General features: G+C 39.4%; 11 protein-coding genes and 2 pseudogenes. 9 read left to right on the forward strand and 4 right to left on the reverse strand.

Annotated elements, in window-relative coordinates; translation table 11 throughout:
* Window positions 1–118: 118 nt before the first annotated feature.
* Both H5200_RS00890 and H5200_RS00895 read right to left on the reverse strand, forming a co-directional pair.
* On the reverse strand, window positions 119–1,522 hold the full coding sequence (locus H5200_RS00890) for a lamin tail domain-containing protein (RefSeq protein WP_259399158.1): 1,404 nt from the start codon (window positions 1,520–1,522) through the stop codon (window positions 119–121).
* A 459-nt stretch (window positions 1,523–1,981) separates the two neighbouring features.
* A pseudogene (locus H5200_RS00895) lies at window positions 1,982–2,167 on the reverse strand (hypothetical protein); the annotation flags it as partial.
* On the opposite strand from H5200_RS00895, the gene H5200_RS00900 reads away from it, so the two are divergent.
* The 6 genes from H5200_RS00900 to H5200_RS00925 all read left to right on the forward strand — a co-directional run bounded on the left by H5200_RS00900 (window position 2,159) and on the right by H5200_RS00925 (window position 7,444).
* On the forward strand, window positions 2,159–2,512 hold the full coding sequence (locus tag H5200_RS00900; protein WP_259398737.1) for a MarR family winged helix-turn-helix transcriptional regulator: 354 nt from the start codon (window positions 2,159–2,161) through the stop codon (window positions 2,510–2,512). The pseudogene H5200_RS00895 and the gene H5200_RS00900 overlap by 9 nt on opposite strands.
* A 274-nt stretch (window positions 2,513–2,786) precedes the next feature.
* Window positions 2,787–3,854: a hypothetical protein gene (locus H5200_RS00905; RefSeq protein ID WP_013463050.1), complete on the forward strand. Its 1,068-nt coding sequence runs from the start codon at window positions 2,787–2,789 to the stop codon at window positions 3,852–3,854.
* Window positions 3,855–3,908: 54 nt separating this feature from the next.
* Complete coding sequence (locus H5200_RS00910) at window positions 3,909–4,745, forward strand: TonB-dependent receptor (RefSeq protein WP_220496986.1); 837 nt, start codon at window positions 3,909–3,911, stop codon at window positions 4,743–4,745.
* A gap of 55 nt (window positions 4,746–4,800) precedes the next feature.
* Window positions 4,801–5,586: an ETEC_3214 domain-containing protein gene (locus tag H5200_RS00915; protein WP_182760745.1), complete on the forward strand. Its 786-nt coding sequence runs from the start codon at window positions 4,801–4,803 to the stop codon at window positions 5,584–5,586.
* Between the two features lie 9 nt (window positions 5,587–5,595).
* Entirely contained in the window at window positions 5,596–6,894 is a 1,299-nt protein-coding gene (locus tag H5200_RS00920) for a transglycosylase SLT domain-containing protein (RefSeq protein ID WP_182739537.1), read from the forward strand.
* Window positions 6,884–7,444: an LPP20 family lipoprotein gene (locus tag H5200_RS00925; RefSeq protein WP_145234255.1), complete on the forward strand. Its 561-nt coding sequence runs from the start codon at window positions 6,884–6,886 to the stop codon at window positions 7,442–7,444. The genes H5200_RS00920 and H5200_RS00925 overlap by 11 nt, the downstream gene beginning before the upstream one ends.
* A 129-nt stretch (window positions 7,445–7,573) precedes the next feature.
* Here H5200_RS00925 and H5200_RS24425 read toward each other — a convergent pair.
* Together H5200_RS24425 and H5200_RS00940 are read right to left on the reverse strand one after the other, a co-directional pair.
* Window positions 7,574–8,758, reverse strand: a pseudogene (locus tag H5200_RS24425) (IS4 family transposase).
* A gap of 183 nt (window positions 8,759–8,941) precedes the next feature.
* Window positions 8,942–11,404, reverse strand: a complete 2,463-nt coding sequence (locus tag H5200_RS00940; RefSeq protein WP_182760747.1) for a prolyl oligopeptidase family serine peptidase — start codon at window positions 11,402–11,404, stop codon at window positions 8,942–8,944.
* Window positions 11,405–11,570: 166 nt separating this feature from the next.
* Here H5200_RS00940 and H5200_RS00945 point away from each other — a divergent pair, with 166 nt between their 5' ends.
* The 3 genes from H5200_RS00945 to H5200_RS00955 all read left to right on the forward strand — a co-directional run bounded on the left by H5200_RS00945 (window position 11,571) and on the right by H5200_RS00955 (window position 15,139).
* Window positions 11,571–12,578 carry a LacI family DNA-binding transcriptional regulator gene (locus H5200_RS00945; protein WP_182760748.1) on the forward strand — a complete coding sequence of 336 codons (1,008 nt, stop codon included), beginning with the start codon at window positions 11,571–11,573 and terminating at the stop codon, window positions 12,576–12,578.
* Window positions 12,575–13,795, forward strand: coding sequence for a glycosyltransferase (locus H5200_RS00950; RefSeq protein WP_182760749.1), 1,221 nt, complete (start codon window positions 12,575–12,577; stop codon window positions 13,793–13,795). The genes H5200_RS00945 and H5200_RS00950 overlap by 4 nt, the downstream gene beginning before the upstream one ends.
* Window positions 13,796–13,912: 117 nt before the next feature.
* A complete protein-coding gene (locus H5200_RS00955; protein WP_149980016.1) occupies window positions 13,913–15,139 on the forward strand; it encodes a threonine/serine exporter ThrE family protein in 1,227 nt (408 codons plus the stop codon).
* Window positions 15,140–15,213 lie beyond the last annotated feature (74 nt).

Genomic DNA, 15,213 nt, shown 5'->3' on the forward strand with positions numbered 1-15,213 from the left:
AGCTCTGTTGTTTTTAAGCGATTCATAAGATCACAAAACACCATGAATGTTCCCTCGCTTCCCACATTTTTTAATACTATTAGTTCATTGATATATAAAGGCTAATTCTGGGGATACTTTAGGTTTTCGTGGTTAAGTCTATTTTTGCAAGGCCGTTATTCTCTTGCAATGACACCCATGCAGTGCTTGAATCAGCTGATACGGCGACATACTCAGGCTCAACGTCTGCAGCTAAATCTGCACCTTTACCAAATACTCGGAAGCCTTTGCTTTCAAGAGCCGCTTCTTGATCATTAAATGATGTGAAATTTAATGTAGTTGCAGCACCCACATGCATAGGAGTTTTGAAGTTTTTACGTCCAGGGCTGGCATAAAGTTGTGGCGCATTCTCATCAACAAGCTCTATAAATTCCATACCATCAGGAAAACGGCCATAACTATTAACATGGAAGTCGCCATAACTGACTTGTTGATGCACTTGGCCTTGGTATTTTAGTTTAATGGTTTCGCCTTTGCCTAAGCCAAAGTCTTCATTATTATTTAAAATAGCCGTTGCGGGTGCACCGTTAGGTAACTGAGCACCCGTAACTAAATTCGGCAATAATACAATAAAGCCGTGGCCAGGAATTTCTGTACCTGCAGGGATAGTTAAACCCGCTTGGTTATTCGCTTCACGGTCTAAATCAACTAACTCCCACTCATTAGCTGCAAAAACAAATGGTTCAGAAGATGTGTTGTACAGCTCAACAAAATCAAAATCGGCGTCATCACGGCCTTTTGAAACCACTTCATTGATCACAATATTAGCGGCAGTTGCACCATCAACCGGCGCTGGTAATTTATTGGCAGCACCAGGCGTTGGCGCGAGCGCTTCATCTTGAGTGTGCCAATTACCACCATCTGGTAAACGCCCCCATGTAGACACATGGCTACCATCACTCCAATGTGCGCTATCTACAATTTGATTGTTGTGCACCAGTAATGCGGTGTCGCCTTTACCTAAACCAAAATCAGTATCGCCAGCAATGGCAACTAAAGTATCTGTTGGTGCATCAAATGGAATGCTAGTTTGATCTGTGGCAATCACTAAAAACCCACCTGCGGCGATGGTTGTACCTTGTGGAATTTTAATGCCCGGCTCTTTATCAATCTCAAAGCCTTTTAAATCATTTACTGCCCAATTAGCGTCACTAAAGGTAAATGCTTGTTCAGAGTTATTAAACAACTCAATAAAATCATAACCGCCTTCATTTGAACGCACCTCGTTGATCACCACTTGCCCTGCTGATGGTGTCTCAGTAATTTGGCTAAATGTTGCAGTAACCTCTTTATGGTTATTCATTGTAAGAGTTAAAGAAGTCGCGCTATAGTCTGCATTACCAATATCGCCAGACCATGAAACAAATTTATATCCTTGTGCAGCCTGAGCGTTTAGCATAACAATAGCACCTTGCTCATAATCAGCACGCTCCGGACTTATTACTACGTTTCCAGCACTTTGCTCTGTGATATTTAATATCAGTTGGTAACGCTAAGGCTCTAAATCATTATCATCATCTGCTAGATCACAGCCACTTAATAGACCTAGCATTAATAAGCTGCCTACTATCGGTTTCAATTTCATCACATTTCCTTGGTATCGTTTTAGTTTTAATTAATCACGATACCCTAAAGCGTAATATTGACAGCTAGATGTAACTATCATGTCAATGGGATGACATTGCGAACGAGAATAAACTATAAGATCATGATTTAATTTATAATTCACCTCACTCTAAATAACCAAAATTCAGACGTACAGGTAGTAATTTCCAACTCTAACTACGTTGAATTTACTTGCCGTTGCTCTCTAACTAATAGCTGTAGTGATGTACTGAATATCAGGTTGTAACTCTGCGCAATAGAAAAAATTTATAAAATGCTTAAAATTGTGAGGGGCACTTTTTGGCATAAAAAGCGCAGCACAATCCGCGCTTTCAATTTACTCTGATACAGAAGGTTCAGTATTTGCTTGAGCATCGTTTGCAGGAGCTTCGTCAGTTAACAAGTATTTATCCAGCCATTGCTCTTGCTCCCAAAGCACATGCAGTAAACCCTTACGAGCACGATAACCATGAGCTTCGTAAGGTAACATCACTAAACGCGCTTCTTTACCTAAATGAGCAAGGTTTTAGGCTTAACGCACTCTGGTGCGGTTAGATTAATAAATACGCTTGAAAAAGAAGAGCTTGTAAAGAGGCGTAAATCGGTAAAGGATGCTCGCTCTGTTGTTTTATACGTAACTGATAAAGGAAGTCAAAGGGTTAAACGAGTACTAAACAGCCGAGAAACAGCCACCTCTAAAATACTAAATAGCTTTAATGATGAACAAAAACAAAGCTTTTTAAGCTTGATAGAACTAGCGCTTAGCAGCCTAACAAGCGAGCAGATAAAAGCCCGTAAAATATGCAAACTATGTAACGAAGGTGTATGTAGAAAGCGTGGTTGCCCAGTAGAAAATGCTATTAAATAAAGTACACCCCACTTAAAAATTTATCCAATAAGTTAAAGAATGATAACAGCCACTTTAGTCGTTTTTCTTACATGAAATTAGGTAAAGATGGATTCGATTATAGTTATAAAATTCATGCATCTTTTTAAATTGTAAAGGTATTCCCCCCTTGTACCTTTTTTAAAATAAGAAAAAAGAACCGTTTTAATGAGAGTTTTTAGCTATAAGGTTGACCCATCTAGTTACAAGTGTTAAAAAGTGAAAATGAACACTAACTTAATAAAGGAATAATTGTATGATAAAGGGAATAAAAATCGCTTTAGTATCAAGTGTAATGCTCTCTGGCTGTGTAGTTACTGAAACTATTAATGGAGGTATTGCTAGTTTAAATAACTCTTTCACAACTGCTGAATTACCTATTACATACACAAAAGCGGCTAAAGAAAGTGGCACTGAGAAAATGAAGCGTCTTGCAGTTATTTCAAATAACAGAAACGCAGCTACAGGTATAATTGAAACAAACCTTTCAAATATTCGTGTGAATGGCCAACCTTACTTTACCTTTGTTGATAAAGCTTCTCTTAGTAAAATTATAGAACAACAACGGTTTAATGAAAGTGATATCAGTAACTCAAAAAACAGAACCCGCCTAGGTAAACTTACAGGCGCAGATACACTTATCACTGCTGACTACACTGCTGATGTAGATACCTCTACTTACTACGAAAAAGACAGTGAATGTATACAAAAAGGTGATAAATGGTACAAGTGTGAGAAGTCTAGAGAAATAACCATTAAGTGTTCAGAAAAAATTGCGAAAGTAAATTTTAAACCTAAGGCTGTATCTGTAGAAACAGGGCAAATTGTTTTTACTAAACAATATTCACGCCTATCAAGTAGTAAAGTATGTAAAGGTGACGACCCTCATCCATCTGACTCTGTATTACGAGGCAGAGCACTTGCCGCTGTAATAGAAGAATTAAAACAAGATGTTGCACCACACCAAGTGACTAAAAATGTAAAGTTGATGGAATCTGATGATTCAGATTTAACTGATAAAGCAGAAGAGTTATTAGACCTCGCTGTTGAATTTGCAGAAAAAGACATGCCTGACCACGCCTGCAAAACCTTTGCAAAAGCTCAAAGTCAGTATTCAGAGTCACTGGCTATAAACTACAACAATGGTGTGTGTGCAGAAAGAGCGAATGATTTAGAATTAGCAAAAGCATATTATGAAAAAGCGAGCAACTTAACATTAGACGTTGACGAACTTAAGTTTGTTATTGAAGGCCAAACACGGCTTGTCGAGCGTGAATCGGATAACGCAAAGCTAACTCTAGCAACAACTTCAAACCGTTTGTAATTTAAGTTAAGGCCTACCACTTTTGTGTTAGGCCTTATTGCTGTTGGTAAAACTATGACTACTAGAACATCCTCACTACTATTAGCGGCAATAGCGCTAAGTCCTTTCCTTACTAATGCAGCATCACATTGTAGTTGCAGCTCATACTATGCAAAGAATGCCCAGCCTAAGTGGGTAGGAATAGATATTGTTGATGATGAAAAATTAGCTAGTTCAGGCTCTTCACAATGCTCTGGTTTAAAAACAATTGATGAACGTCGGTCAGCTAAAAATGCGCGTGAAGAGCTCGCAAAATTACTAAATACTGATATTTCAGTGAAAGAAATAATTAAAAACACCTCGTCAAGCACAGTAAGCCATTCTGATTACAAATCGGTGATTGAGTCTCAAACCAATCAGCTATTAAAAAGCGCAAAAGTATATGATCGTTATGTAGACCCTATTAACTGTAATGTATATGCAGCTATTTCAATTAGTAAAGCCGATCTTGAAGAAGGCCAACAAGAAAAAATAAAACAACAACAAGCAATGCTAGGCGCAAAAAATAGTTGCTTAAAAGTAACGGGCGAAAATAGCTCTCAACTTACAGAGTTACTCACTGAGCAACTTTTACAGCATGGATATAAATTAACAAACTCGGCTTGCGAAGTGACCTATTTAGTTAAAAACTCGATAATAAAAGCACAAAGTAAACTTGTAATTACACAGTTAAAACTTCAAATAGATACACAAAGCAAAAAGTCTATTTGGCAACAACGTTTTGAAGGAAAAGGTTTGAGCTACTCTAAACGCTCAAAAACCGAGTTAATTCATTTAGCCAATCAAGACAGCACAACTAATTTAATAAATAGCATTGTAAAGTTAAAAAATACTGCTATCAATTCTTATTAGCGATTATATTAAACAGTTATCTTTAACACTAATAAACTATATTTTAAGGATGAAAATGTCTGTAGGAAATAACTTAGAGCCTGAGGCTAACACTGAAGAAAATAAATCTTTGTTAGCTAAATTGAAAGGTTACTTTATTTTACTTATGGTTACTTTAATGGGTCTTGGAAATTGGGCCGATAGTAAAGCACTCATAATTGAAGGGTACAACGGATTCATTACTCACTTTACGAACCAAATCGAAGAAAAAAAGATTACTGCGCTAGATATTGGCAACTACTTACCTTACGCTGAAAAAAAAATTGGTATTCCGCAAGTAATTAAAACATCATCTTTGAATACTGATTACGAATATAGGTATTACAAAAATACGAAATATTTACTCACACTTATTAATAAAAATACTCGTATAGTCGGCATCGCCGTACATAGTTTAAAATACGATAAAGCTATGGTACCGGAATTTACACCCTTAATACCTTTTAATAAAAAAATGCTCAGAGTTAATAGTCTAAGCGATGTTATAAAATCAAGTAACGAATTTTATTTTGATTCTCATAATATTAAATATTATATGCAGTCAAAACAGTTAAATGCTCAAGGTATGTTTTTGAACCTTAGCGTTGGCTTTAGTAACTACACACCATTACTTGATGAAACGCAAAAAGCTTTATTTAAACTTGATGAGTTAATGCTTACTCAAGATGACGAAAAAGCCTTAACTAAAACAACCGAGATACTTGCTAACACTGCGGCTACATTTTATGCAGTATCTGAGCTATCTAGTGAATACATCTCTGATTCATTACTGACAACGTATGAATTTAACGCTTATTTTTAAGGATAAAAAATGCGTCACACTTTATTATTTTTTGCTTTATTTAGTGCTTACAGCGGGGCTACCACGCCGACGTTCGAAGAATTTAAAAAACAGCAACTTGCAAAACAAACCACTTTTAAAAACGATCATCAGTTGGAATATCAAGCATTCAGACAAGCATATCTCGAGGAATACGATAAATTTAGAGATAGATTATTGCAAAACTGGTCAAGACCTGTACAAAGCTCATTATTAGAACGTGTTGAATATAGTGCGGATAAAAAAACACGTATTATTATTGATGAACAAAATTCGACCGTGACTGTACAAACACTTGAAGGCTCAAATGAAACAGGACTAAAAGCGACTTCTCAAGAAGAAGCATTAACAACAAATCAATTGTTAAATAATGTTAAATTATCGCCGGTTTTAACTGATATTTTTAAAGACCCTAGCTTACTCGATAAAGCAGTAAAAACAGCAAAAGTTGATATAAAAGCACAGCCAGACAAACATGAAAGCGAAGTCGCATTAATTAATGAAATTACTTCTCAACACGAGCAATCATTGAGTAGTTTAGATAAAAACGAGCAATTACCTAAAGCACAAATTGACATCCAAAAAGAGCAGCTTACCAAAGAAAAAGAACAACGTATTAGTAATTTAAATAATGCGCTAAAAAAAACAAAAGAGCAAAACCTTACCTACAAACGCATTAAGTCGCATACTTTCGCTCTACCCGATACTTATTTACAAAAAAAAGTAGCGCCTTTTGTTACTTATTATAGCCAGTTTTCTAAAGATCAATTATCTTTACTATTAGCTATTTCACATGCTGAGTCGTCATTTGATCCTAATGCAAAATCGCATATTCCAGCATTTGGATTAATGCAAATAGTGCCAAACTCAGCAGGCTTAGATGTTGCTCGCAGACAATTTAAAAAGGATATAGCTCCTACAGCTAAAGAATTATTCGACCCAAAAACTAATATAACTTACGGTGCTGGGTACTTAGACATTTTAACGACTCGATATTTGCGCAAAATTAATAATCCCATAAGCCGAAGATATTGTGCCATTGCAGCTTATAATACTGGCGCTGGTAACGTAGCTAAAGCATTTAACTTAAATAGAAGTACGAATATAAATAAAGCGGTAGCCTTAATAAACCAATTAGATAGCGAAGGTGTATACGCACAACTTATAGATAATTTACCGTACGACGAAACAAAAAAGTACTTACAAAAGGTAAGTAAATTAGATATTCAATATCAAAAAAACTTAGAACAATGGAACCTTAACAATAAGGAAGTAAATCATGCGAAATAAACTTTTAATATTGGCAGTTGCTGGAGTTATTACAGCATGTGGTACAACACCACAAAAGTCTCAACCTCTTGCTGAAAACGATTCTGTTCCAAGCTGGGTTTTACAACCTACAGCACCCGAGGGCGGTTTGGCTTCATCTAGCTGTGTAGTATGGACGGGCAATATGGCTGCAAGTAGAGCACAAGCTATTGCCAATGCACGTGCCGATCTAGTAACTCAAATTAGTGCTAAAGCGCAAGTAATGGATACACTAATAAACAAACAAACCCAACAGCAAGACTCAACGACGACTAATTCATCATTTACGCAAATAAGTAAACAGGTAGCTGAGCAAAGCTTAGTAGGGGCTATTGCTAAAGAAATTGGTTTTGCTCGCTTAGATGGAAAGAAACAGTTATGTGCGCTTGTAACTATGGAAAATACTAAGCCTTTATTTGATAAATTAATCGAAACGTCAGGAAAGAATTTAAGCCCTAATGATGAAGATATGCTTTACCGTGAATTCAAATTAAAAACAACAACTGATGAGCTTAAAGCGCTAGATAAATAAGCGTTTTATAACAGCCCTAATATAAGTTAGGGTTGTTATATTAATTAAATAACTACAATAAATTACCCTAGTATTAACCAAACCCCCACTAGCACCATTAAACTCCTAAGAGATCCCCAAAAATAATCTTTAATTTTCAATCGCATCACTCACATCCATATTTTTCCAATCGAGTTTCACTACCACTTGCACGAAATAGGCTAGCCCTTCCAAATAATCTCGCCGGTGCAGTTTAATGGACTGTTTTTTGAAGTATCGCAGCCCAACAAATGCCCATGACACTACTCGCCTGCTTTTGCTTGAGTTAGCTTGAAAAGATCCTGTCTTTCCTGCTTTGTCTATCACTGCACCCAGCATCATTGAGAACCAATGCACCAGTGTTGCGAGCAGTAAAAGTATGTCTAATCGGTAGAGTTTGTTCGTTCTGTGCAGATCTGAGCCTAAGCCGAACCTAACACTTTTTTGATCTCGAAATCCGGCTTCTATCTGCATTCTCATGCCATATAATTTGAGCACTTTTTCGAGAAAGTGGTGCCTTTTTGGAAGTGAAGAAACGAGTAGCCAAGGCTCATTATAACCACGTTTTTTATCTCTTTTTAATAACTTATGCCCCTTACCAACCAGCACTGCATGCGTTTGATATTTTGCACTTTTGGTCAACTCGGTCGCGCCAAGATACTGGCTCTTACGTTGATTGCTCTTGAATAGTGACTGGCATGGAACAAACTCATCGCTGCCCTACGTTTTCAAGTGTGCCGTACCTCGAACTCGGCTAATATAATGCCAGTCATTGTTTCGCACGGCTTTGAGCCAAGGAACTTTAAAGCCCGCATCCGTCACAATAACGGGCCGACAATCACTCGGCAAGATCAGTTTGAGCATCTTCAAGAACCGTTTTTGTACTTTTGGGCAATGATATTGAAAGCTGAATGCACTTTCCTGATACAGGGTTAAAGAGCGACCTTCACTGACAATGCTGGCACGCAGAATACAATATTTGGTTTGTGTATCTGCATGACTCCAATCAACCAAAATGACGGGATGCTTTTCAGTGACCACAAAACGGCTTAAGTGAACATAAACCGTTGTTGATTCAAGCAAAAGCTCGTGGTTACTGAGCAGTCGATCAATACGTTTAATATCATGTTTTTCAGTTGTTTTTGAATTCAAATTGCGACCGATAGACGTCAAGGTGCATTGCTGACAGCGCAATAGAGATTTAACGGCAGCGACTAAGGTATTAAATCTGGCTTTATGAATTGATTTAGGGGTGACAGCGCGGAGCATATTGTGCAAAATAGTAAAAGCATTCATGGTGTTTAGCTCTGTTGTTTTTGACGATTCATAAGATCACAAAACACCATGAATGTTCCCTCGCTTCCCACATTTTTTAATACTGTTAGTTTATTGATATATAAAGGCTAATTCTGGGAATACTTTAGGTCTTCTTCCCCATATAATTAAATTAACAAGCGCGGCATAAACCGCGCTTTGAATTTACTCTGATACAGAAGGTTCAGTATTTGCTTGAGCATCGCTTACAGGAGCTTCGTCAGTTAACAAGTATTTATCCAGCCACTGCTCTTGTTCCCATAAAACATGTAATAAGCTTTTACGGGCACGATAACCATGGGCTTCGTAAGGTAGCATCACTAAACGCGCTTCTTTGCCTAAACCTTTGAGCGCAGCGTACATACGCTCGCTTTGCATTGGGAAGGTGCCAGAATTCGGGTCTTCTTGGCCGTGGATCATTAACATCGGCTCGTTAATTTTTTCAGCATGAAAAAACGGTGACATATTGGCGTATACATCCTGTGCTTGCCAAAAATCACGTTCTTCTCCTTGAAACCCAAACGGTGTCAAGGTCCTATTATAGGCACCACTGCGGGCAATACCAGTTTTGAATAAATCACTGTGGGCTAATAAGTTTGCTACCATAAAGGCGCCATATGAGTGGCCTGCAATGGCGATTTTATCTTTATCTGCAATGCCTTTTTCGACCAGCACATCTACCGCAGCTTTGGCACTTGCAACTAACTGCTTTCTAAATAAATCATTTGGCTCTTTACCATCAACACCGACGATTGGCATCTTCGGATCATCAAAAACAGCAATACCTTTTGCGAGGTAAGGCATTGGCCCCCAATAACCTATGTAGGTAAATTCGTACGGCGATTCACGTACTTGCGATGCAACTGCTTTATCTTTATATTCCAGTGGGTATGCCCACATTAATACAGGTAATGGACCTTGCGTTTTATCGTAACCTGGAGGTAAATATAGCGTACCAGAGAGTTCAACACCGTCATCACGTTGGTAACGCACAAGTTCTTTAGTCACCCCTTTAAACGCCGGGTATGGATGCTCAAAGGTAGTGAGCTGAGTCAGAGTGTCGGCATCTAAATCGCGAATAAAGAAGTTAGGTTGTTCGGCCTTAGATTCACGAATAGTAATTAATCGCTCACCTTCATCATCAAGCATGGCACGAACTCGCTCGTAATATGGCGCTTTTGATTGCCATAAACGCTTGGTTGTATTGGTCTTAATGTCGTACTGATCTAAAAATGGCACATTCCCTTGCTCTGACGCACCATCACCACGCAAAAATATATAACGTCCACCAACCACTTTAATAACGTTTACACCAAGATCATTTCGCTCATAAATAGCGTCGCCCGGATCTTTATAAGCATCGTTATAGCTGCGCTGTGAAAACAATACGCGGTTATTATCCGCATCGCGTGGTTGGATCACATAGGTACGTAACTGGCGATCACTAAAACGCCACTCGGTTAAAAACGCAACGTTTTCATTCGCCCACTCAATACCTGAAAAACGTCGTTCTAGTTTAGCAAATAGTTTTGGTTCACGTTTAAAAGGTGAGCGTAAACTATATAGATGATCATGATACGGCACATCGGTTTTCATATCGCCGCCATCTTGCGCCTGCGCCCAAATGATCTCAGCACCTTGGTCATCACGCCACTGAAAATCACGACGACCCGTTCGCACACTGTCATAACCTTGTGGAATGTTGTCGGCCAGTGGCTGTTTAGACAATTGCGCTAACGTATAACCACGCATGCCAAGCACCTGCCACGTTGTCGCAAAGCGGCTATAGGGTACTTGATACGAAAATGGTTCGTCGATAGTGGCGACTAAAATATTGGTTGAATCAGGCGAGATCGAAAATGATTTAAATAATGCTGGTTTGCCAATCGATAACGCAACACCGCTCAGGGGAATATAAGTTAATTGACCTTGGCCGTAAAACTTAAACTGCAACTCATCAAACGGGCTGGTTAATAAATTTTGGTAAGTCCGTGCTGGCGCTTTTTGACCGCTACTTTGCTGAATAACCGGCACAACGCTATTTGCATCACTAACTAATTTTGGCTTGCCAAGGTTAACCGCTTGGTTAGCAACAATTGCCGTGCTATCTGGTAACCATTGATAAGGGGTAGCTGTTAGCACTGAATTAAGAGCCACTGTTGACAACTGACGTGCTTGTTTAGTTTCGGCGTTATACACCCACAATTGCGCCTGAGTTGGTTGCTCAACAATAAACGCTAAATATTCGCTATTACTTGACCATTTAGGTGAGCGGATCACCCCTTGAGGTAAATTATTAACGGTAATCACAGCCCCAGTCGCAATATGTTTAACTTGTAACGCACTAAATTTAGTGCGAGGACGTGAGCGTGAAAAGTTTGCCGGGTTTAACTTTATACCCGCCAATTTCAATTCTTCTTTTGCTAAATCATCTAATGTTTCAACACGTTTACGCTCAAACAGCGCTAACCATTGACCATCAGCCGATAGGTAGCTACTCGGTGCTAATTTAGCATCAACCAGCGCGGCTAAATCACTTGAAGGGGTTTGATAGCCTTGTGCAGCAAGTACCGAGCCTGAAACACTTACGCTCAGCACTAACGCTAATAACAGCCTGATGCCTTTCATGGTGTATCCTTGATTTTTTATTATTAATAGCTGTATCTAAACATGTTTTGCAACATTCATAAAGTTTTTGCGATTCTAGCTTCAATAACGCCGATAGATGACTTATTAGCTGAAACTACGTTAAACTGGCGCCTTCGTTCAAGCAATTGCTGACGCATACATTAAAATGAAAAAAAAAACCGATAAAATAACTATTTTTGACGTTGCCAGAGAAGCTCAAGTTTCTAAGTCAACGGTGTCGTTAGTGCTTACAAACAGTGACAAAGTCAGTGATAAAAGCAAAGAAAAAGTATTGCATGCCATTGATAAGCTTGGCTATGTATATAATAGAGATGCGGCAGCACTGAGAAGTCGCCGCTCTAACTTAGTGGCGTTAGTTATTAATGACTTAACTAACCCTTACTCTGCGCAAATAGCGGTAGGACTTGAAAACCATATTCATGCCCTTGGTATGCTGCCGATGTTAGTGAACACCGCCGAAAGTGTGGAGCGCCAAACACAAGTTGTTAAAACACTCAAAGAATATAATGTTGCCGCATTTATCATGTGCCCTGCCCCGGGAACTACCCAGCAGTGGGTTGATGAACTTATCAATAGTGGTTTCCCGGTCATTCACATTATGCGCGAAGTGGCTTTTTGTGCCGCCCCGACAATATTGCCGGACAATAAAAAAGGCACTCATCTAGCCACTAGCCATATTTTACAACAAGGTATTGAGGATATCGCTTTTATAGGTGGAACTGATGATATTTCTGATCATCATGAACGTTTAAGTGGTTTTCACAGTGCCTTAAAGCAATTTAATATCCATCAACACAAACCAACGATCACCGCCGCCACGAACCGTCAAGGCGGGCGCGATGCCTTTGCTACGTTGTATGCGCAATACCCTGCGACTAAAGCGATTATTTGTTTTAATGATGTTATTGCATACGGTGTCATAGAAGCCATTCGCCAACATGGTTTGATACCCGGTAAGGATATAAAAGTAGTCGGTTTTGATGATTTAGCTGATTCATGTTTAATGTCTCCCTCGTTAAGCAGTGTCACCATCAATGCGGACGATATTGGTAAGCATACTTGCCAAGTACTGCAAGAATTACTTAATCAAGGCACTCCTGCGGTGCGTACCTTAGTCGATGTTCATCTGCAAGTAAGAGATTCAAGTCAATGAAAAAAGTCTTAGTAATTGGCTATGTATGGCCAGAACCAAATTCATCAGCGGCCGGCACTCATATGATGTCGCTATTAAAAGCGTTTAAAAATGAAAATTGGGCGGTTGAATTTGCCAGTCCCGCTCAGAAAACCGAGCATATGGTTAATCTGGATGACTACGGGATCAGCAGCGCAACTATTGCCCTTAATTGTGCAAGTTTTGATGAATATGTTATCAACTACGCCCCTGATATCGTCATGTTTGACCGTTTTATGATGGAAGAACAATTTGGCTGGCGAGTAGATAAACATTGCCCTAACGCAGTAAAAATCCTTGATACTGAAGATTTACAATGCTTACGCAATGCCCGCCATGAAGCGCATAAAGGCAACCGAGCATTTAACCATAGTGATTTACACTCTGACCTCGCCAAACGAGAAATAGCCGCTATTTTACGCTGTGATTTAAGTTTAATTATCTCAAGTTTTGAAATGCAATTACTTGCTGATGTATTTAAAGTCGACAGTAACTTATTGCATCATCTGCCTTTTATGGTCGATTTAAGCTCACTCCCTGAGCAAACTAAATCGTTTGAGCAACGCCAACACTTTATGACCATAGGTAATTTTCGCCACGCCCCAAACTGGGATGCCGTACTCTATTTACAACAAATCTGGCCGCTCATTCGTAAACAACTACCCCAGGCTGAGTTACATATTTATGGCTCTTACCCACCGCCAAAGGCCACCGCGCTTAATAACCCTAAAACTGGCTTTTTAATTAAAGGCTGGGCCGCTGATGCTTATCAAGTAATGGAAAGTGCGCGTGTGTGCATCTCACCGCTGCGTTTTGGTGCTGGCATTAAAGGAAAACTGTTAGAGGCGATGATCATGCAAACACCCAGTGTTACAACGACAATTGGTAGTGAGGGCATGCACCATGATTTACCTTGGAGTGGTGTGGTTGAAAATGAGCCACAGCAATTTGCCGATGCAGCTGTGGCTCTGTATCAAAATAAAAGTTTATTTACGCAGGCACAAACAGCCGGTAATACGATATTAAAAACGCACTACGACAAACAGCTTTTATCTAATAATTTAATCATTAAAATTCAATCAATTAAAGAGCAATTACAAGCTCACCGCGAAGCAAATTTTACAGGCCAAATGCTCAAACACCACACAATGCGCAGCACTCAATATATGGCGCAGTGGATTGAGGCTAAAAACAAATAAAAAAAACTAGACAGGCGGTGATTAGTGTTTAAAATTCCCGCCAAACTAGCTAGGCAAATTTAGATGTATTGTCTATATTTTTTAACTGAATAATTTAAATTTTGGCTCAATACAAATTTGAAAACCGCAACGTTCACAGAAAAGCGCAAATTTATCGTTAAACTGGGTAAGATGCTTCATAAGTATGGCACCCCAGCTTATCGACTCGAAGCTCACTTAATGGAAGTGGCTACTTACCTTGATCTTAAATCTTCATTTGTCATGTCACCCACTTCCGTTACTTTTGTAATTTGGACCGATGGCCATGAAGATGAATATACTCACGTTGCCCGTGTTGATCCTGGCGATCACGATTTAGGTTCGTTAGCCGATACCGATGATCTGGTTAATAAAATGCTCAATGGCGAACTCACGCTACAAGAAGTTGACGTTCAACTCGACGCCATTTTTATTATGCCAAATCCGTATAATCGCTTTACCACAGGGGTTGCCTTTGCCACCTCAGGCGGCGCATTTGCAATGCTGATGGGCACCAGCTGGAATGACGTATTTTGGTCAGCGCTACTTACCTCTGTCGTTTACTTATTTGTACTGTGGTCAGCGCGTTCAAAACGCGTGGGCCATATGTTAGAGCCATTAGTGGCGATAGTCTCGGCTATTTTGGCCTGCGCTGTAAGCGTGCATTTAGACGTCGGGATTAATATTCGTTTAGTGGTATTGTCTGCGATTATTGTGTTTATACCCGGGCTTGCATTAGCACTGGGCCTAGCAGAACTTGCAGCGCGGCATTTAGTTTCTGGTACAGCGCGTGTGATGGATGCTTTTATGCTGTTGTTTAAACTGTATTTTGGTGCCTTCATCGGCATTGCGATTGGTTTTGCACTATTCGGCCAAGCCGATTTCGTACAACCTGACCCTTTACCTAAATGGACGGCTTGGTTGGCAATCTTTTTACTCTGTAGCAGCTTAATCGTTATTTTTAGAACCAAACTAAAACATGCTACATGGTCTATCGCCTCTGGCTTTATCGCTTATGGCAGCAGTATTGGCTCTGCGATGTATTTAGATTACACCTTAGGAACATTTGTAGGTGCATTTGCGGTGGGTGTATTTAGTAACCTATTTAACCGCGTAGCAAACGCTCCTGCCTCAATTGTTGCCATGCAAGGCTTGATTGTATTAGTTCCGGGTAGCAAAACCTACATAGGTCTAAACTCATTAATTGAAGGGCAAGACTTTGTGTATGCCGAGCACATCGGCCAACAAACCTTCCTAATATTTATGTCATTGGTGGCTGGATTAATCTTTGCCAACGTTGCACTCCCACCGAAAAAGAGTTTATAAAGCAATTAAGTGCGGTAGTCACTATCGCGCTTAAACCTTATCACTTTAATCTCTTCATTAAACGCCTACTTGTG

The sequence above is a fragment of the Pseudoalteromonas sp. SG43-7 genome (genome assembly GCF_014164295.1).
GTDB classification, from domain to species: domain Bacteria; phylum Pseudomonadota; class Gammaproteobacteria; order Enterobacterales; family Alteromonadaceae; genus Pseudoalteromonas; species Pseudoalteromonas rhizosphaerae.